The sequence below is a fragment of the Oceanisphaera profunda genome (genome assembly GCF_002157895.1).
Taxonomy (GTDB): Bacteria; Pseudomonadota; Gammaproteobacteria; order Enterobacterales; family Aeromonadaceae; genus Oceanimonas; species Oceanimonas profunda.
The window spans coordinates 1881303-1901244 of the sequence record NZ_CP021377.1; the positions used below are offsets into that span (position 1 = coordinate 1881303).

17 protein-coding genes are annotated in these 19942 nt (G+C 49.2%); 6 read left to right on the forward strand and 11 right to left on the reverse strand.

What is annotated here, in order from left to right; all coding sequences use genetic code 11:
- Positions 1 to 21: 21 nt before the first annotated feature.
- Positions 22 to 597, reverse strand: coding sequence for a polyhydroxyalkanoate synthesis repressor PhaR (phaR, locus tag CBP31_RS08125; protein WP_087036193.1), 576 nt, complete (start codon positions 595 to 597; stop codon positions 22 to 24).
- Between the two features lie 279 nt (positions 598 to 876).
- On the opposite strand from phaR, the gene CBP31_RS08130 reads away from it, so the two are divergent.
- Positions 877 to 1359 (forward strand): FKBP-type peptidyl-prolyl cis-trans isomerase, encoded by a 483-nt coding sequence (locus CBP31_RS08130; protein ID WP_087036195.1) that lies wholly within the window; start codon positions 877 to 879, stop codon positions 1357 to 1359.
- An 87-nt stretch (positions 1360 to 1446) separates the two neighbouring features.
- Here CBP31_RS08130 and CBP31_RS08135 read toward each other — a convergent pair whose 3' ends face one another.
- The 6 genes from CBP31_RS08135 to CBP31_RS08160 form a co-directional block, all read right to left on the reverse strand.
- Complete coding sequence (locus CBP31_RS08135; protein WP_087036197.1) at positions 1447 to 1902, reverse strand: aminoacyl-tRNA deacylase; 456 nt, start codon at positions 1900 to 1902, stop codon at positions 1447 to 1449.
- Between the two features lie 576 nt (positions 1903 to 2478).
- On the reverse strand, positions 2479 to 3474 hold the full coding sequence (locus CBP31_RS08140) for a catalase family peroxidase (protein ID WP_087036199.1): 996 nt from the start codon (positions 3472 to 3474) through the stop codon (positions 2479 to 2481).
- Positions 3475 to 3957: 483 nt separating this feature from the next.
- On the reverse strand, positions 3958 to 4605 hold the full coding sequence (locus CBP31_RS08145; protein WP_087036201.1) for an MAE_28990/MAE_18760 family HEPN-like nuclease: 648 nt from the start codon (positions 4603 to 4605) through the stop codon (positions 3958 to 3960).
- Positions 4602 to 5705, reverse strand: a complete 1104-nt coding sequence (locus CBP31_RS08150; protein WP_087036203.1) for a DUF262 domain-containing protein — start codon at positions 5703 to 5705, stop codon at positions 4602 to 4604. Before CBP31_RS08150 ends, CBP31_RS08145 begins: the two co-directional genes overlap by 4 nt.
- Before the next feature lie 375 nt (positions 5706 to 6080).
- Positions 6081 to 7469 (reverse strand): DUF3482 domain-containing protein, encoded by a 1389-nt coding sequence (locus tag CBP31_RS08155; protein ID WP_087036205.1) that lies wholly within the window; start codon positions 7467 to 7469, stop codon positions 6081 to 6083.
- Positions 7462 to 8868, reverse strand: coding sequence for a DUF2868 domain-containing protein (locus CBP31_RS08160; protein ID WP_227874971.1), 1407 nt, complete (start codon positions 8866 to 8868; stop codon positions 7462 to 7464). Before CBP31_RS08160 ends, CBP31_RS08155 begins: the two co-directional genes overlap by 8 nt.
- A 253-nt stretch (positions 8869 to 9121) precedes the next feature.
- Between CBP31_RS08160 and CBP31_RS08165 the strand changes: the two genes are divergently transcribed.
- Positions 9122 to 9478: a hypothetical protein gene (locus CBP31_RS08165; protein WP_087036209.1), complete on the forward strand. Its 357-nt coding sequence runs from the start codon at positions 9122 to 9124 to the stop codon at positions 9476 to 9478.
- A 103-nt stretch (positions 9479 to 9581) separates the two neighbouring features.
- On the opposite strand, the gene CBP31_RS08170 is transcribed toward CBP31_RS08165, so the two are convergent.
- From CBP31_RS08170 to gorA, 3 genes are all read right to left on the reverse strand, one after another.
- Positions 9582 to 9998 (reverse strand): hypothetical protein, encoded by a 417-nt coding sequence (locus CBP31_RS08170; protein WP_151898799.1) that lies wholly within the window; start codon positions 9996 to 9998, stop codon positions 9582 to 9584.
- A gap of 2 nt (positions 9999 to 10000) precedes the next feature.
- The gene (locus CBP31_RS08175; RefSeq protein ID WP_087036213.1) at positions 10001 to 10789 is read right to left on the reverse strand and encodes a hypothetical protein; all 789 of its coding nucleotides are present in this window, start codon (positions 10787 to 10789) and stop codon (positions 10001 to 10003) included.
- Between the two features lie 192 nt (positions 10790 to 10981).
- Positions 10982 to 12334, reverse strand: coding sequence for a glutathione-disulfide reductase (gorA, locus tag CBP31_RS08180; protein ID WP_087036215.1), 1353 nt, complete (start codon positions 12332 to 12334; stop codon positions 10982 to 10984).
- Between the two features lie 240 nt (positions 12335 to 12574).
- Between gorA and prlC the strand changes: the two genes are divergently transcribed.
- The 4 genes from prlC (at position 12575) to CBP31_RS08200 (ending at position 17632) form a co-directional block, all read left to right on the forward strand.
- Entirely contained in the window at positions 12575 to 14617 is a 2043-nt protein-coding gene (prlC, locus tag CBP31_RS08185) for an oligopeptidase A (RefSeq protein WP_087036217.1), read from the forward strand.
- A gap of 134 nt (positions 14618 to 14751) precedes the next feature.
- On the forward strand, positions 14752 to 15522 hold the full coding sequence (locus CBP31_RS08190; RefSeq protein ID WP_087036219.1) for a class I SAM-dependent methyltransferase: 771 nt from the start codon (positions 14752 to 14754) through the stop codon (positions 15520 to 15522).
- 260 nt (positions 15523 to 15782) lie between these two features.
- Positions 15783 to 16268 carry a DNA starvation/stationary phase protection protein Dps gene (gene dps, locus CBP31_RS08195; RefSeq protein ID WP_087036221.1) on the forward strand — a complete coding sequence of 162 codons (486 nt, stop codon included), beginning with the start codon at positions 15783 to 15785 and terminating at the stop codon, positions 16266 to 16268.
- 458 nt (positions 16269 to 16726) lie between these two features.
- On the forward strand, positions 16727 to 17632 hold the full coding sequence (locus CBP31_RS08200) for an MBL fold metallo-hydrolase (protein ID WP_087036223.1): 906 nt from the start codon (positions 16727 to 16729) through the stop codon (positions 17630 to 17632).
- Between the two features lie 193 nt (positions 17633 to 17825).
- On the opposite strand, the gene CBP31_RS08205 is transcribed toward CBP31_RS08200, so the two are convergent.
- Positions 17826 to 19778: a methyl-accepting chemotaxis protein gene (locus tag CBP31_RS08205; RefSeq protein ID WP_087036224.1), complete on the reverse strand. Its 1953-nt coding sequence runs from the start codon at positions 19776 to 19778 to the stop codon at positions 17826 to 17828.
- Positions 19779 to 19942 lie beyond the last annotated feature (164 nt).

The following is a 19942-nucleotide window of genomic DNA, read 5'->3' on the forward strand; positions in this document are numbered from 1 at the left end:
TAGCTGTTTAGGCGATAAGGATTATTCCTTATCGCCTTTTTTTGGATCTAAATTTTCTGGTTTAGAACCTGCAGCCGTATCTGAGCTAGAGTCAGCTTTCTTATCTTGGTCAGTGCTGCCCGCAAAGCCGCCAAACAGACCAAACATATTTTGGGTGTTCATATATAAGTCGCGCGACTGCTCAACGTATTGGCGCATCATGTCTTGCATGATGGGCGCTTGGCCTTGCATAAACTCGCTCCAAGCTTGTGAAGACTGAGAGCCCGTTTGTGATTGAATGTCGATCACCGACTGAATGCTTTCGTCTAAGTAGCTGCCCAGCACGCCTTGAAAAGGGCCATAAAAGCAGATGATGTTTTTTAGCATGGTGCTAGAAAAAATCGGATTGCCATCACTCTCGGCTTCTTGAATGATCTGCAGCAAAATACTGCGGGTAATGTCCTCACCGCTTTTGGCGTCCACCACCTGAAAGGGCTCTTGCTCTTGCACGAGTTGGCGAATATCCACCAGAGTGACATGACTACTGGTGTAGCTGTCATACAGGCGACGATTAGGATATTTCTTGATAATACGGATATTGTCCTGCGAATTTGACATGCGACCCAGCTTCTTAACTAACCATTGTGACAAACAGTGTATCTCAAAGGCAGAAAGTGCTCAATTTGGTGTGCGTAGCACCATCTTTTGTAGAGGCCGCCTTTAGCCGGCCGGTTTTGCGCAGCAAAACTTAATGAGCCTCGCACGCGTATCTTTCTTTGGTTTGTCCGCTTCACTCTTCACACTTTACTCCTCACGGCAACGCCTTGGTCGTGAATCGTGCTTTGCCATCTGTTACTATTTCGGCCTAAATTTATTACCTAACTAATGAGATCTCCGATGCAAGTTGCAGACAACACAGTCGTACAGTTTAACTACACCTTAAAAAGCGAAGAAGGTGATACGTTAGACACCAACGTCGGCAACACGCCGCTGGCCTATTTGCATGGTCATAAAGGTATGTTGGAAGGCATAGAAGCAGCCTTAACGGGCAAGAACGAAGGCGACAGCTTCAGCATCACCTTGGCACCAGAAGATGCCTACGGCGAACGTAAAGATGAAATGATCCAGCGCGTACCTGTGAAGCATTTGCACGGTGCCAAAAACTGGAAAGCCGGCATGATGGCCACCGTTCACACCGAGCAAGGCGAGCGTCAGGTCACGGTAGCTAAAGTGGGCAAGTTTATGGCAGACATAGACATGAACCACCCATTAGCCGGTTTAACGCTGATTTTTGATCTAGAAGTAGTCAGCGTACGTGAAGCAACGGAAGAAGAAATTGCCCACGGCCACGCCCACGGCGAAGGTGGTCATCACCACTAAGCTTGAGCAAAGCGGTAAGCTGGAAGTGAAAGATTAAAGAAGCCGAGCAGATGCTCGGCTTTTTGTTGGGTGCGGCACAAGTATGGGCTAATCGGCAAACTGTTTGGGCTGAACCAGTTTCAGGTAGTCTTTTATGGGCAGGCTAAACAGTTCACGGTAGCTACCGGCACTAAAGACGATTTCTTTCTGGTGAGCGAGTTCGGTGTCGATATACACCGGCATTTGATAGAGGTTGCCAAAGGGGGGCAGGGCACCAACTTGGCAGTCGGGAAACTTTTCGCGAAAGTCGTGTTCATGCAGAAGGGTCACTTTCTGCGCCGACAGGGCTTGGGCTAGGGTATCGGTATGGATCATCTTGGGGGCGGGCACCACTATCATGGTCATCTGGCCATCCAGCGTCACAATTACTACTTTGGCCATTACGCTGCCCGGTATATGGGCGACTTCGGCCACCTCTTGTGCGGTAAAAGCCGGCGAGTGGGTAATCACCCGATATTTGACCCCCTGTTGATCTAGGTATTGCTGTAGTCGTTGGGCCGGCATAACAAGTCCTCCTAATTGATACTGAATATCATTTGAAGTATAGGATCCCAGCCGGAAGCAGTAAGTTTGAAGACCACAGCGAAACACTAGGCCAAAGATAAGAATCGTCTTTGGCTGATATGGAGTGTGTATAGAGGCAGCAGGGTTGCTTACGCCGACGCGCTTAACCCGCATCCATGCGGCGCTCGCAAATGCCGTCAACCGCCAGGGATGGCGGGAATGCCGAAATGGCAGGAGCATTTTTCGGCTCTGGCATTTGACGGTCGGCTCCAGCAATCCCTGCAGCCTCTTTCGTTGGTGCGGAGTTGTCGGGGGGGTCTAAAAATGAAGGCCGAGCTGATGCTCGGCCTTTTTGTTACATGACGTTTTGGCTGATTGAGTGTGTGCTAAAGAGCCAGCAGGGTTGCTTACGCCGACGCGCTTAACCCGCATCCATGCGGCGCTCGCAAATGCCGTCCCTGGCATTTGACGGTCGGCTCCAGCAATCCCTGCTGTCTCTCTCATCGGTGTGGAGTTGTCTGTTTCGTTGTTTGCTTTTGTAGGTGCCAATTTATTCGGCACGGTTTGGTATTTTTGTTATTGACCGCTTAGCCGTTTACCGAACGACACTGCGTAGGCGGGCGAGCGAAATAACAGCACAGGATCATCGGTGGGCGCTATGCCATCCGTCATGATGAGCGGGTCGAAGTTGATGGTTTCGCATGCCGCGCCTTTTTGTGCCGTAGCAGTAGTTAGGGTGAGCGTGCCGACGGTGACTTCTTCGCGATGGCTCGGCCAGAGCAAGGTAGCGTTGGTCTCGGGATCACCCTCCACCCCCAAGCTCAGTATCATGTTCCAACGCACCGGCCCTTGCTCAAGGCGGTCAATTAATCGCTGATCAAGAAAATTGGCGGGCAACTGCTGGCGTTGCTCTTCAGTGAGATCTTGCACGCCATCTTGAGGCTCAAAGCGCCAGCGCACTAACGAGGTTTTATCGTCACTGTTGATGAACTTAAAGGTGTGCACCCCATAGTAGCGACTGTTAGCCCAGCTGGACGGCGGCATATAAGTAGTCAAATATTCCGCGAGTGGCAGACTATCGGGATGGGTCGCTTTAAATGCCTTTATTAGCTCAGGATCCGGTTGGCCGGTGGTGGCATCGGGCGCTTTAGCGACCAGATCATCAAAAAAGGTTTGCGGCGTAGCTGCACCCGATATAGGGATATTTAACATGGCCATATGGTGGAGCTGGCCCTCAGGTAACGTGAACTGTAACGACATGCTGCGCGCAGACTTTGCCGTATCTGGCGACTGGGGATTACCGCCACCCAAAGAAAAACGGGCAATTACCGGCAGCGTCTGTCCAGAAAAAAGCGCTGAGCGCGTATAGGGTTGGGCAGCGTCTAGCCCCACAAATTCGCCCGTGGCACAGCTGCCTTTGGTGTGATTACGGCGCTCACCTTTATGCACACCAAACACATTTTCAAAGGCGGTGATCATTTGCACTGGCGTTACCGGCGGCTCTGCAGCCATTGCTAAGGGTGCCGTGAGCAGCATCACTGTACTGAGTATTAACTTAGGCGAAGGTGTCATTAGCTCTCCATTAACTGAGTAAATTTACGGTGATGCCACGGCCAAAATAGTAGTGAATGACGCTCGGTTGGTTGAATATCATTAAGTACTAATTTACATCCAGTTAGGCAAAACTAGCCCTTAAGTATACCCACTCGCGCCTGTTGTTAGTGTCTGTCTGTTCGATAAAGAGAGCGTAGGCACGGTTTAGATCTAAAAAGCCGAGCTGTTGCTCGGCTTTTTTAATAGAACAAATTCGCTTTTTGAGTGCGTGTGTCAAGAGACAGCAGGGTTGCTTACGCCGACGCGCTGCAAGTACGTCCATGTAAGCTCACACATGCCATCCATGGCATGTGATGGTCGGCCCCAGCAATCCCTGCTGCCTCTCTCGTCGGTATGGTTTTGCCGGTGAGATCTAAAAACTAAAGGCCGAGCAGATGCTCGGCCTTTTTGTTGCTGACGTTTTGGCTGATTCAGTATGTGCTAAAGAGTTAGGAGGGTCGCTTACGCTGGTTTCATAAATGTTTTTAGAGTTACTGCGTTTTCAATATCATCTTTAAACCATCTCAGCATCAATAACACGTCGTCAGCAAGCTCTCTAAACCCCTCAGCCTGCACATCAAGATACTCTCCATGTGCAATATAATTTCTTCTTTTTAGTAGGCTTTCATCTATTAGGTTGAATCGTGTTTCATATTTGGTTGTATCAAAACCTATAGATTTTAGAATGTTAGAGAATACCTTTGAGCTGAGGTTGGATTCTGTTCTTATTGCAGATTCAATCTGAAGTTTTGCTTTTTTATTCTGCTCGTTAAATAAAAACTCTACGACAGCAATAGAAGTTTCTGACGACATAGATGACTCAATGTCGTTTATTTTCTTTTTTATGCCAAACACTACAAAGCAATTAATTAACTCAGAATACTTTAAAGATTGGTCGTTAACGAATTGTAAGTAAAGAGTGGCTGCGTTTTTTACAAAACCTTCCCAGTGTCCATATAAAAGAGGTATAGCTGCTCTTACCGCGGTTCCACTAGCGATACTGTCTGATCGTCGAACCAATATTTTAATGCTCGCGATCTCCTTTATTCTCCAAGATAGCTCTTTATCTAAAAGGGTTTGGAGGTTATCTACAGTCCTTATTTTACTCACGGCTTAAAGAATTCCTCCGCCATTGGTAAAAGATTAGTTAGTCTTGAAGTTCCTCTCACTCCAGCACCAGAGTTATTTATAAATGTAGGGCTTTCCCATAATTTTTTAATCTTTTTTGTGATTATTTCAGTTTGAAGCTCAGGACTTAATGATTCATAATTTGTTATATTTTTTGATATGCCAAATGCAATGGTTTCGTAAAGAGACATCAAAAATTTACCAGAAAAAGCACTGCCATCCCATCTCTTGAAAACATCTTCTCCTAATACTTTACTTAGTAAAGTAAATGTTTTCTCAAAGTTCTCTTTTTCTTTTGTCCAGTCGATATTGTCATCTTTTGACATGTGTATTAATGCTTGATCAAGATACTCATGCACATCCAATCCTCTTTTATAAGGGTGGTTACGAAATGAGAAATATCGGAGGACTAGTTCAATTCCCGCTTGTTTTTCTAAGGCGTTACTTGTTTGGCTTGTTGTTGTTACAAATGCTTCGAATTCGGAAAGCCCTTTAAGAAGCGTATAAAGACCTAAATTAATCATAACAGCGACACAGTTTCTTACTTCTTGTTCTGATAGATGTGCACCACCAGTATTTAGCCTTTGAAAAAGTTCAAATTTAGCATTCTCATCACTTTCTTTTAGTAATATTTCAACTCGGAGTCGTGCCCTTTTAATCTGGAGTTGCATGGGCTTGTCTATTGCATCATCTCCTTCCTTCCAAGTTTGCCAGCATTTGTTGGCTAAACTTGGAAGGAAGTGAGTTCCCTCTAAAATGCTTGGTTTGATTTTATTTCCATCAGGACCATTAAGTACCCCAACAAACTCTAAAATAGTTGATAAGCGCTGAAGGCCATCTATGAGTTCCCAACCACCATCGTCATCTTGGAAAACAAATATTGGCGGAATTGGTATGCCTAACAATATGGACTCAATAAATCTAGTCTTGCGCGTGATGTCCCACCTGAAAAGACGTTGAAATACTGGGTTTATTTTAAGTTCATTATCTTTGTAAAGATTTATAATTTCACCTACGGACATGTCGTACCCGTCTGAAATTATTTCTTTCCTAGCAAGCTTAATTTCTGTTTCTAATCCCATGGTGTTCTCTCTTGTATTTTATTTTTAGTGTTGCTTCAAGTGTCTATTTTAATGATGTGACTGCTATTAAAGTAAGTGCATATAAAAATTAATAGCAAATAATTTGATAGGTAGAATGCAAGCGTCTAGATTCTACATAACCAGTATCAGGAAGCCACCATAGCACCAATGAGGATAAAGGGAGCTGCTCAGCCGACCATCACATGGCAGGGACGCCATGTGTTTGAGCGCCGCAGGGATGCGGGTTAAGCGAGTCGGGGAGTAGGCCCTTCGTCCGACATTTACCGTGCAATCACATTAATCCGCTGTTTTAATCACCCTAATCCCTAATCCCTAATCCCTAATCCCTAATCCCTAATCCCTAATCCCTAATCCCTAATCCCTCGCATCTTGCCTCGCCAAGCTAGCTGCCAAGCTTTCAATCTCGCCTGTGCGTTCATGGTCTAGCTTAGGTTTGCGGCCATTTAAGCTCGACCATGCGGGGTAGGCGCGGGCGGTGATCAGTGGCTCTGCTAGTTCGCCTTTGCGCCATTGTTGCTCAAGCGGCGTGTCCATTTGAATGCGCTCTTGGGCGGCATGGCCCCGTAACTCTAAAGCATTAAGTAGGCGCTGTTGGCGAATGGCTAATAAGCGTAGCGTGGCGTCGTTAACCGTGAGTTCACGCTCGCCGCGCCATTTGCCTTTAATGCGCTCGCCGTAGCTACGAAAAGTTTGGGTGAAGCCGCCGATGGCGGCGCCCAGTACGGTGGCGGCACCTAGGCTTAGCCCGCCGGTAAACAGGTCTATGCCGGCACCGGTGGCGGCACCGGCTGCCATGCCGCCGCCGACTTTTACGCCGAACTGCTTCATGGTGGCGGGGTTAAATAAATCATCGCCCCAGCGACCTTCTTCTAATGGTAAATCTTGCGCCTCGGCATCGTCTTTACGAAACGCATACAGCTTTAATAGTGCTTCTACACATTGCTGCTCACGCTGGCGAACATCTTTATGTAGCTGTTGAATGGCTTCTTCTAATAAGTCTGGGTGCACGCTGCGCCGTGCGGCAGCTACGTCTATTAATAGCTCGGCAATCAGGCGTTGGCTGGCTTTGCGGCGCACTTTTACTTGAGCAAGGTTATGGTCAATTAAGCGCTGTAGGCGCGGGCGCTGGCTATCCAAAACTAAGCTTAAATTTTCATAAAGCCGTTGCTCACCATCGGCAGGGGGGGCTACGCTGTCGAAGCGTACTATCGCATGCAAACCTAAGCGGGCCAGCACTTCTCGCCATGCGGCTTCGCGTTGCTCAGGTGCATTTACAAAATTTAACACCGGCAATAAGGGTTTGCCGCACATGGCTAAAATCGCCAGTTCATCCCGATATTTCGCTAATACGGGTTCGCGAGCATCAATCACATAAAAACCGGCATCGGATTTTAAGAGCTGGCGTAGCACTTTGGCTTCTTGCTCAAAGCGCTGGCGGGCTTCGCTGGTATTTAAAAAGCGCTCCACTTGTTCTGGGCCATCTAAGCGCTGCTCAGATTGGGGCAGTTGCTCAATGTATTCATAGAGCGCAATCGCATCTTCAAAGCCTGGCGTGTCGTAAAGCTCAATTAGCGCTTCGCCATCTACCGACAAGCGTGCGCCTTCTACATGTTGGGTGGTGCTGGGGCGATGGGAGATAGCGCCAAAGCCCACATCCCGAGTGAGGGTGCGCAGTAATGAGGTTTTGCCCACATTGGTGTGGCCAACCACTGCCAGTGTTAAGGGGGCTGTTTGCTTAGTCATTTGCTTGTCCCTCTATGTGCTCCGGCTCTTGTTCCAACCAAGCCCAAGGGGCGGTGCGGCTATGTTCAATCTTTAATGCATCCAGCTGTTGTTGCCAGTTTTCTAGCCGCTCCGCGGGCGCGTCAATATCCAACAGCCACACCCGAGTTACCGCTGCCGTGCGTGATAGCTCGGCAATTAAATGCAAGGTGCCTCTATCTGCCGAGCGCTGCGGATTACAGGTGATCAGCAGTCGTGCCGGCGGGTGAGCGCTCAGTTGCTCAAGCAGTTGGCGGCGCTGTTCACGAGTATCAATCACCCCTGCATCTAATAGATGTTGAGGATGATCTGATTTTAAATGATCAGGCGGCCAACTAATGCTGTCATCCAGTTCAATGGCGACCAACACGGCATCGTGCCCGGTTAATTGTGCGCCTGCCGTGGTGCTGGGCAGCGCTGAGGGTGCTGCATCTACTACGCCTAAGCGCTCGCTGCTGGGTTGCACCCGCTCATGTAATGGCTGCCACACTTCGTCATCTGCATTGAATGCTAAGCGCTTAACACCACGGCGCCAGCGCCATTCACACAATAAGCTAAAGGCGAGACGCGGCAGTACGCCGTAAATTAACAGCATGCCCAGTAACCAGCTGGCCCACATTTGTCTGGCGGGTTCACTGGCCAAAGCGTGCAGGCCACTTTGTTGAATAAGCTCACTGTTCGGTAGTGCAAAGCCGAGCCAAGCTGCCGGCTGGCCCAATAGATTAACCAGCATCACAAAAGAGTCGCTGGCCACTATGGTGGACTCCCACACAAAGCCGTATCTGCGGGTGGCCAATAGCGCAATTAAGCTGAATAGGGCGCTGCTTAAAGTGATCAGCCACCAGCCGTGCAGCAAGCGGCCTAAGCCCCAGCGTAATAGCTTATGGCGTTGTAATAACACCAATAATGCCGGTGCTAACTGTGCCGCTTTGGCATCGCGGGCCAGTTTATTACTGAGCCACAGCCAAGCGTGGCTAAGCGGTGAGCTGCTTTTTTTAGCAAAAATCAGGCTGACACACCAAGCTAATAAACTCAGCAGGTTTAAGCCGATTAAACCGGACAAGGCCCAAAAGATATTAATCGCTTCAGGGTTACCACTAAGCGCGGTTTTCGCTAACACTACGCCAGATAAGATCGCACTGAAAATCAGCAGCCATAAGGCTAGCCGAGCGCCTTGCAGCCAGTGCTGCATAGCTACCACTAAACCATCGCGCTTAGCTAAAAATAAGCCGCGCACCTGCAAGCGTTGGCTAAGCGAGCCTGCAGTGGCTCGGGCTTTGCGACAAGCCTCGCTGTCTTCCAACTGGCCGGTGTGCTCTTCGCGCAGTCGTACGGTCTCGCAGAGCCAGAGTGTTTGTAAGTTTGAATTTTGATCAGTCACAAGCATTCCAAAGAATTGCGGTAATAATCCTATTGTGCCTGAGAATAGAGCGTGAATAACGCTATGGCGCGCAAATTCTTAAAGACTCAAGGTTCTGGGTGCTCGGCCACTTGCGTGAGCGGCAAACTGTTGAATGCATGTGATGAAGTGCCTATGCTCTTTGCCTTTGCTCAATACCATGACACACCGGTATTTTTGCTGGTTGTTTAATGGATTTCATCAGGACGCTTAAGCGCCTATAAAAGGGATAATTATGAAAGCAGTTAAAAGCGTGACCAAACTCGGATTAGTTTTTGGTTTGGCGGCGGTGCTGACCGCGTGCGGTGGCGCGCCTTCAGATGCAGAAGTGCGCAAGGCGCTGGAAGAGCAGATCCAAAGCGATATGAATCAAGTGACCGGTGGCTTAAAAGGGGCCGGCCTTGGTGACGCTATGGATGGCATGATGCCAAAAATTGACAATATCTCACCTCAAGGCTGTGAAGAGGCAGCCAACGATATTTACAACTGTACCGTTGAAGCCACTATTACCGTGATGGGTATGCAGCAAACCAATATGCAAGAATTTAGCTTTAAGAAGAATAAAGCCGGCGAGTGGAAAGTGATGCGCTAAGCCGCACTACCACACCAACAAAAAAGGCCGAGCTAATGCTCGGCCTTTCTTTCGCTGTGCGTTAATGAGCATTACTTAACTGATACGAGAAGCTTTGCAGAGGTTATCTACTACTCAGTTTTTTTGGTGGTAAGCAGTCTATTTTATCCAGATATTCATGCGCATAATCAATACTCATTATGGCATCGCTTTCTCGAAAATGACGTTTGAGTTTGTAATCGGCATGAGTACGCAATCGCTTTACTAGCGTTAACATCTCTGACAAATCGGTACCCAATTCGGCAGTAATCCTACCGGAACCACCTGATTTTCCTACTTCTTCAAGATGCTTAATTAAGCACTGATGTACGCCAACGCGGGGGTAGCGTTTAATTTCAGCAAACTCTTCCAGCATTAATTCTAAAGCCGCATGATAAAGGGCGTAGTAGGCTCTACTGGCGGCATTACGATGATCAATCTCAGTTCTAGTCGCCGCTATTTTTTGCGCAGAGGTGGCGAACATCCTTGGGGAAACAGACAAAGTTATGCCTCCAAGATCTGAGATTCGTCCGCGCTCAAGTATTCGCGGAATAAACCTACCACCTCGCTGGTTGCTAAGCCCAGCTCGCGTCTTTTAGCGAGCAGCTGTCGATTAATACTCTTTAATTCTTCCAACTTTATATTGGGTAGAAACATCTCTATGCAGAAGGTGTCGCTATCGGTTTCTAGTTCGCGAAACGTAGTCTTCACCTTGAAGTTATGCTCTTCTTCGGCGAGAGAAAACATCAGTTTAGTGACGTCTTTAGCTGTTTCGGCTTGTGGTTTTTTGTTTAGCTCAATCATTTCATCAACCGTAAGATCACCTAATTCATTGAATAGTTTTTTAGCGCTTTCTGTGCCGAGAATTTTCTCTAGCAAGTCGACAGTTTCAAGAGCAGCCTTAAAATCATTCAACTGCTGCTGTATCAGTAAAGTACTAAGCAAAAAGCTTGGTTGATTTATGTAGTCCAAACTGCGCAAACGAACCCGATAGCTGGCTAAAGTGCCCTTTATCCGCCAAATCATGGTGGTGTAGTTTTCCCACATAACGAGGTCATGAGGAGCTAAACGTATTGCCTGTTCGCAAGCATCAATGCCTTTTTCAATTTCGTTATATACCACGCTTAAAAGACCACTTAAGAACAGACGTTTTGCGATGTCTGTCACTTTATTAATGTCTCTTTCTATGCGCTTACGAGTAAAAGAATCTAGCTGCTGCTCTTCGCGCTCTAACATAGAGAACAGCTCTTGAGAGATGTTGCTTGCTACTGACGCAGCATCAGGTTGAGCCATGTTAAACCCTCTATAGAACACGAAAATTGGGGAGTGATTGTAAGCAAAATTACGTACTCGGTCTATGGGAGGCATGTGGAACTAAAATTATAGGAGCCATGACACCTGATGCAAAAAAGGCCGAGCTATTGCTCGGCCTTTTTGTGTAACTCGTTATTGCTTAACGATTTGTCTCCATGACTTACGCAATACCTAGCGCATGGTAACGAATTCCTCAGCGCCCGTAGGATGTATTGCTACGCAAGCGTCGAAGTCTTCTTTGGTGGCGCCCATTTTCACTGCGACCGCAAAGCCTTGCAGGATTTCATCCATACCAAAACCGATGCCGTGTACGCCTACTACTTTTTCGTTTTCACCCACACAGACCAGCTTCATCTTACAAGGCTGGCGGTGTGCAGTAACGGCGGTGTACATGGAGGTAAAGGTCGAGGTGTAAACCTTCACTTGGTCGTCGCCATATTGCTTTTTAGCTTCTGGCTCAGTTAAACCCAGCGTGCCAATGGGCGGATGACTAAAGACCACGGTGGGGATCAAGCCGTAGTCCATTTTGGCCTTGGTTTGGCCATTAAATAAACGCTCAGACAATAAACGACCCGCCTTAACGGCTACCGGCGTTAGCTCAACATAACCGATGTTATCGCCCACCGCGTACACGCCTTTGGCGCTGGTGTTTTGATATTCATCGACTTTGATGTAGCCACGCTCATCGGTTGCTACGCCAGCGGCTTCCAGGTTTAGCTTGGAGGTCAGCGGGCGACGGCCAATGGCCCAGATCAGGCAATCGACGGTGAGGTGCTCGCCGTTTTCTAAGTGCAGCGTTAAGCTGCCATCGCTATTCTTTTCAACACTTTTAGGTGTCGAGTGCGTGTGCAGTTGCGGACCTTCGGTGGCCATGGCCTCTACTAAGGTCTCAACCAAGATAGGGTCAAACTCACGCAGCGGCGAGTGCTTGCGCACTAATAAGTGAGTTTCTGAACCCAGTGCGTTCATCACACCGGCCAGTTCTACCGCAATATAACCGGCACCCACTACCGCCACGCGCTTTGGCTGTTCGGTTAGCGCAAAGAAACCGTCCGAGTTAATGCCGTGCTCGGCACCCGGGATCTGCGGAATAACCGGCTCGCCACCGGTGGCAATAGTAATGTGATCGGCGGTGTATTCTTCACCGTTTACCAGCACTGTGTTGGCATCTTTAAAGCTGGCGAAGCCTTTGATTACGGTGATCTTGTTATTGCCTAATACGCGGTCATAAGAGTCATGAATACGGCCAATATAGGCTTGGCGGCTTTCAATCAGCTTGGTCCAGCTGTGACCTTTAAGATCAACTTCAAAGCCATAATCCTTGGCATATAACTTAATAGCATCGGCGACTTGAGCGCCATACCACATGACTTTTTTCGGTACGCAACCCACGTTTACGCAAGTGCCGCCTAAGTCTTTGGCTTCAATTAAGGCTACTTTTTTACCGTGCATGGCGGCGCGGTTTGCTGAGGCGATGCCGCCGCTACCGCCACCGATGGCGATGTAATCAAAATGCTGTGCCATGTATACGCTCCTAACAGAGAAGATAAGAAAACCAGAGGCAAGAATGAGAACCAGCCTAAGCCATCACCGATTGTACACCAAGACTTGCCTAATAATATGCTCACTATCTGAGCGTTATCGGCGAAATTTGGCCTTTATGGCCAGTAAAAGCTTGAACATTGGTCTCGGCATCACCATCTTAGAGGTATTCCTCGATTGCTTTTAAGCAAGTCGATGGCCAAAACACCAAGAGGTACCCAAATGACTAATCCGCTACTGACCATGGATGGCTTGCCGCCGTTCAGCCAGATCAAGCCAGAGCACATTAAGCCTGCGCTAGAGCACGCTATTGTCGACTGCAAAAAGCGCGTAGAAACTGTGCTAGCGCATGATGAAAATTTCACTTGGGATAACCTAGTAGCGCCATTAGAAGAAGTGGGCGATCGCTTGTCGCGCATTTGGTCACCGGCCAGTCATTTAAACAGCGTGCTCAATAGTGATGAACTGCGCGAGGCCTATGAAGAGTGCTTGCCCTTGTTATCGGAATACAGCACCTGGATGGGTCAACACCAAGGCTTGTTTGAGGCGTACCAAAGCCTCGCCAAGCGCGATAACTTTAAAAAGCTCAGTTTGGCCCAGCAAAAAGAAGTGAATAACACGCTGCGTGATTTTCGCTTATCGGGCATTGCCTTGGAGCCAGCACAAAAGCAGCGCTTTGGTGAGATAAAATCTCGCCTGTCTGACTTAGGCTCGCGTTTTTCTAACCAAGTGTTAGACGCCACTCAAGCGTGGACCAAACAGATTACCGACGCCGCTCAGTTGGCCGGTTTACCTGAGTCTGCTCAAGCCGCTGCTAAAGCGCAGGCCGAAGCCCGTGAGCTAGAAGGCTGGCTGTTTACGCTGGATATTCCCTCTTACTTGCCGGTAATGATGTATGCCGACGACGCCAGTTTGCGTGAAGAGCTATATCGCGCTTACAGCACCCGAGCCTCAGATCAAGGCCCAAATGCCGGCGAGTTTGATAACACCCAAGTGATTGAAGAAACGCTGGCGCTGAAGCATGAACTAGCCGAGCTGCTGGGTTTTGAAAACTACGCGCAATTATCGCTGTCCACCAAAATGGCCGAGAGCGAGCAACAGGTGTTGGACTTTTTAGACCAACTGGCCGCGCGTTCTTACCCACAAGGTCAGGCTGATCTTGCAGAGCTAACTGAGTTTGCCCGCGAGCATCACGGCATAGATAAGCTGAATGCGTGGGACGTGACTTATTACGGTGAAAAGCTCAAGCAACACAAATACACCATTTCTGATGAAGAGCTGCGCCCGTACTTCCCGGCCAACAAGGTTATTCATGGCCTGTTTGAAACTGTAAAACGCTTATTTGGTGTAAAAGTCACCGAGCGCTTTGGCGTAGAGGTGTGGCACCCGGATGTACGCTTCTTCGATATTTGTGGTGAAGATGGCGAGCTGCGCGGCAGTTTCTACTTAGACTTATATGCCCGCGCTAATAAGCGGGGCGGCGCTTGGATGGACGATTGCATGGGTCGCCGTTACCGTGAAGATGGCAGCCTGCAAAAGCCGGTGGCCTACCTAACCTGTAACTTTAACGGCCCAGTAGGCGATAAGCCGGCGCTGTTTACCCACGGCGAAGTAGAAACCCTGTTCCACGAATTTGGTCATGGTATTCACCATATGTTGACCAAGGTCGAAGTAGCGGGCGTGGCCGGTATTAACGGCGTTCCGTGGGATGCAGTTGAGTTGCCGAGCCAGTTCTTAGAAAACTGGTGCTGGCAGCCAGAAGCCTTGGCCTTTATCTCTGGCCATTACGAAACCGGTGAGCCGCTGCCAGCGGATTTGCTGGAGCGTATGTTGGCGGGCCGTAACTACCATTCGGCACTGATGATGCTGCGCCAATTAGAATTCGCACTGTTCGATTTTAAACTGCACATGAGTGCAGACGGTGCTAAGCCCGGCCAAGTGCAGGCGATTTTGGACGAAGTACGCAAGTCCGTGGCCGTGTTGCCGCCGCCAAGCTTTAACCGCTTTCAGCATGGCTTTGCCCATATTTTTGCTGGCGGTTACGCGGCAGGTTACTACAGCTATAAGTGGGCCGAAGTATTGTCGAGCGATGCGTTCTCGCGCTTTGAAGAAGAAGGCATCTTTTGCGCTAAAACGGGCCGTGATTTCTTGCATGCCATTTTAGAGCAGGGCGGTGCTAAAGAGCCGATGGAGTTGTTTAAGCAGTTCCGTGGTCGCGAGCCAAAAATTGATGCCTTATTGCGTCATTCTGGTATCACTGCGTAAAAAGCCGATAGCTGTCAGCCGTAAGCGATCAGCTCAAGAAAAAGGCTAGATTTATTGGGCTAAACAGTGGCTGAAGGGCTCAATTAACGCTTATAACGGCTGGCTAGTGCCAGCCGTTTTTATTGGTAACGCTGATGAACGAACTGCAAATTCCGCTACAAATTGTTTTAGAAGATGAAGCTTTAAGCGCCGAGGCCGAGCGGCTGACTGAGGCGCTGGCGGGCGTCAGTGCTATCGCCCCCTTTGCCTTGGTGTTAACCCAAGGCCGCCTTGAGCTGCAAAAGCTCGATGAGCCAAAATTAGGCGGCGTATTTGTGGACTTAGCCGAAGGTGCGGCGGCTCATAGGCGCAAATTTGGTGGTGGTCGGGGGCAGTCGATTGCCAAAGCGGTGGGCTTAAAAAAAGCCCATAACCCGACAGTAGTAGATGGCACGGCAGGCTTAGGTAGAGATGCCTTTGTGTTGGCTTCTCTGGGTTGCAAAGTATGGTTGTGTGAACGCCATCCGGTGGTGCATGCGCTTTTGGCCGATGGTCTTCGCCGCGCCGCCCTTGATGCCGAAATCGGTGACTGGGTGAGAGAGCGCATGCAGCTGTTACCGCTCGGCATCAGTTTGGCAGATATTAGTGAGCTGACCGGTGAAGACATAGATGTGGTCTATTTAGATCCTATGTTTCCGCACAAGAAAAAAGCCGCCTTGGTGAAAAAAGAAATGCGCGTGTTTCACTCTCTGGTGGGGCCAGACTTAGACGCAGATGCCTTGCTGCCACAAGCTTTGCAGCTGGCGCGCGCCCGAGTCGTGGTAAAGCGCCCCAGCTATGCGGGCTTCTTAAATGAAGTGCCGCCCTCGGCACAAATCGAAACCAAAAATAATCGTTTCGATCTGTACGTGAAGCAGGCGCTGTAAGTCGTGAAGGGTGAGGCGAAAGGCGTGAGGTGAAACAAAGTGGCAGGCTACGACTGGGTCTGACAGAAGAATCACACAATTTGCTTGCTAGGGGTTAACAGGCGTTTTTAAGCTGCTAGTATAAATGTGTGCAAAATTAAGTCATGTAACGAGTTAAGAATCAGGGCTTAAGGCTTAAAATTTAAGGCTTACAGTTTAAGTGAAGTTAGAGCAGCAAACGACATCAAGTTATTCACTACTATGCAATACGGAGTGTAAAAATGAGAGAACGTTACGCAAGCGGACTGGACGATAACACTGCCAAGAAAATGATCGAACTACTCAATGCTAACTTGGCCAACGTTATCGACTTAACTTTGTCCGGTAAGCAGTGTCATTGGAACTTACAAGGTGCGGGCTTTATTGGCGTGCATCAACTGCTAGATGAAACCACAGCACGTATTCTCGAAGTCTCGGACAGTATTGCCGAGCGAGTGGTGATTTTAGGGGGTGAGCCCAACGGCCTAGTGGCTCGCGTTGCTAAAGACACGGTATTAAAACCTTATCCCACCGGTATTACCGCGGTGGATGAACATGTTAGGGCGCTCACCGATCGTTATAAAAAAGTAGCAGCCACCCTGCGTGAGGCAATCAAAACCGCCGGTGATGCCGGTGACGAAGACACAGCAGACTTGTTTACCGAAGCCAGTCGCATTATCGACAAAGACGCCTGGTTTATTGGCGCCAACGCACCCAGCAAAAAGTAACGCGCTAATGTGATTAAGAACCTAACCATTGCCGAAGCTTAAGCTTCGGCATTTTTGTTTTAACTTTTCCTGATTACGTATGAACCTCAGCCATTATGCCTAATGTTTCGGTTTTTTTTCTCACTGCTCGGTTGGCTCCAAGGCCAAGGGTCTGGCACTTGTAGCAGCCAATTTATTCGGCTGGCCAGCTCCGCTGGCTGTTTGTGAGGTTTAGAAATAAAACCAAAACCGTGCCGAAGTCCTCTTCGCCGAAGAGACGGGCACCTACAAGGGATGAGACGGGAAGATCCCTGTAACCTATTGAATTAATTAGTGCTGAGTTCTCTGAAACATGGCTGAGCTTTGTGGGAAATTAGGTAACTTTTAGTTTCCCGCTTCCCGCTGTCACTATTCTTTAATTTAGATTATGCTAATGTTTGATTGTTGACACTGGATTGCAGAGACGGAGAGGGAACATCATGACACAAGCAGTTAAACCCCAAGCTCTTAAGCCCCATGCACTTAAGCCTAAGGTGAAAGCTTTTTTAGAAAAAGACAGCGAGACCTTTAGCTATGTGGTGTACGACCAAGTGGGCGGCCACGGAGTGATTATCGACTCTGTATTAAATTTTGATTATGCCGCAGGCCGTACCAGCACTGAGCTGGCTCAGCAACAGTTGGATTTTGTGCGCGAACAAAAGCTCACTATCGATTGGGTGTTAGAAACTCATGCTCATGCAGATCACTTGTCGGCCGCGCCTTTCTTACGGGATCAGCTTAATGCCAAAATTGGCATTGGCGATCAAATTACTCAGGTGCAAAGTATTTTTCGCGAGGTATTTGCCTTAGAGCCAGAATTTAACGCCGATGGCAGCCAATTTGATGGCTTGTTTGCCGATGAGCAGCAGTTTAGCGTCGGTCAGTTACAGATACGGGTGCTACACAGCCCAGGCCATACACCTGCAGATTTAGCTTATTTAGTAAATGAACAGGCGCTGTTTGTGGGCGATACCTTGTTTATGCCAGACGTGGGCACGGCGCGCTGTGACTTTCCCGGTGGTAGCAGCCAGCAGTTGTATCAGTCGATAAAACGCTTACTCGCCTTGCCCGCCGGGACTGAGATTTACGTGTGTCACGATTACCCAAAAGATGATCGCCAGCATGAATACCGCACTACCGTTGCCAAGCAAAAAGCCGAGAACATTCATGTGCACGACGGCATAGATGAGCAAAGCTTTGTGGCGATGCGTGATAAGCGCGATGCCACCTTAGGCATGCCACGACTGATCTTGCCTGCCATTCAGGTGAACATTCGCGCCGGCGAAATGCCACCTGCGGACGTGCAAGGTAATACCTTTTTGAAAATTCCTATTAATAAGCTGTAACAGCAGCGCCGAGCGCTAAGCGCCCGGCGCCCAGCTAAGAATCACACACCGCCCTATGCCGTCTTAGCGATACTGAATCAAGTTCAGCATGACGGCCTCGGTATCTCGTACTTAGGCACTAATAGCAAAAGCGAGATCCTGATGTGCATCAGGAAGACGGCCAAATAATAAATACCGCGGCTTGGTCGTGGCTTTAGCGCAGCATCTCGGTAATGGTGTTGGCTTGGCCGCGAATGCGCTCTACTACTTGGCCGGCCCGCTCCGAAACCTGAGTAGACTGGAGTTTCAGTTCGTCCATTAATCCCATAAAGCGATTCAGCTCAGCAGCTTGGCTGTCTGCGTGGCCGGCACCCTGTTCGGCTACTACCGTGGTGGCCTGCGAGGTAGTGCGTACCTGTTCGGTGACCGCCAGCACGGTTTGCGCTTGATCATGTTGAGTTTGTGCCGCGTGCATCATGTTGCTAATGGTGTGGTTAAGTTCATCGCTAGACAGGCGTAATCGCTCCATAATATTGCTGATTTCACTCAATGAACCTTGGGTGCTGCCCGATAATTTTCGCACCTCATCGGCCACCACCGCAAAGCCGCGACCGTGGGTGCCGGCTCGCGCCGCCTCAATAGCCGCATTGAGTGCTAATAGGTTAGTTTGCTCGGCAATTTGCTGGATCACGCCAATAATGGCCGCCGCATCATCCACTGAGGTGGTTAAGCTGCGCAGGGCGCGCTGGCCGGTATCTGCCGCCTGCTGACTTTCTTTGGCGGTGTGCACTAGCTGCTCGACCTTTTCTTTACTCACGCCCATGGCTTGCAGGTTATCTCGGGCCGTTAGCGCGATATCATCAGTGGCTTGGCGCATCTGTTGTGCCAAGCTATTAAGCTCGTCCACCATGCGTACACTGCCACTCATGGTGTGATCGGTGGTTTGGGTCTGCTGCTGAATATCCAGCACCTCTTCTACCATGTGCTCTAGCGCCGCCGACACATGGCGCAGTTGCTCGGCTCTTGCCTGTTGCTGGTGTTGCAGTTGGTTGATCAAGCCATTAAAGCTATTGGCAATTTGGCCCAGCTCACTGTTGGGGTGGGTAACGGCGAGCGGGGTAAGCTGGCCGGTGTGCAGCAGGCGGGCAAAGGCCTCGCTGAGCTGATGCAGGCGTTTCACGACTAATTGGCGCTGAAAACCATAGCTGAGTAAGGCAAATAACAGCAGCGTAATACACAGGCCAAATAATAAGAGCGTTAATTGCTGATAGTGAGCTAAGCGCAGGGTTTCTTGCTGAGCGACCAGCCCATCTAACGCCTGCTCAATGTGGTTCAAGCTGGTGTTAAGTGCACTGGCGGCTTGGCTTTGCAGGGCAAGATTATTGCCGGTGTTCTCCAACTCTTTGGGGTAGCGGCGCAGTAGACTCAATAATTCTCGCTTGGGATCTGCCCCTGCCTCTACCGGCTTAGGTTTGCGTAGTGCAAATTCGTCGACGTCGGCTGCAAGATAAATATTACGCAGGGGTAGAGCATCAAGCTTGGTGGCCAGCTCATTAAGTTCGTTGAGCTGAAAGTCGAGCGCCGCTTTAAGGGGTTCGCTGTGGCTATTTATATAGCCTTGGCGTAAATGAATCAGCTTGGGCAGGGCTGCCAACATGGCGCTGGCATGACTACGATATTGCTCGCTTAACCGCTGGTCTTGGTTGATAGCAGACAGGTTTGTGTAAGCAAGGTCTGCATGCTCAAGATCCGCATAGCGCAGCAAAGCCCGTAAGTGATCGGCGAGCTCTTGCTCGGCGTGCTGTAATAGCTGTTGGCTGTTCGCGGATAACTTACCCGCGGCTCTAAAATCCAGGCTAATTTGTTGCTCAAGATGGGCCACTGCGTCTTGTGCCGCTTGTGCATTAGGATAGGTAGCCAACACCGCATTGAGCGTACTGAGTTGTTGCTCAGCCGTAGTTAGCAGGCTGTTATCACCGCTCGTTAAATAGGCGGTAATAGTGCGGTATAAATCAAGGTTAGCCACACGGCGCAGCTGTTCTACTTCGGCTCTCGCCTGCTCACCTTGGCGCAGCCGTTGATCGGCTAAATACAGGCTGGCGGCCAAAATAAGCGCCAGCGCTATCAGTAATAGTGAAGACAACCAAGAAAACAAAGATACTTTCATCAGCCAGACCCTAATATATTTCTTATGTTGGCAGGGTAGGGCAAACAGGTGACAGTTTTATGATGGTCGCTTTAAGAGTAGCGCCAAGCTCCAGGCGCCGAGCGCCCAGCTACAAACGAATACCGCTCTTTGCCGGTACCGGGTCTAGCCCGATGACGGCTCCG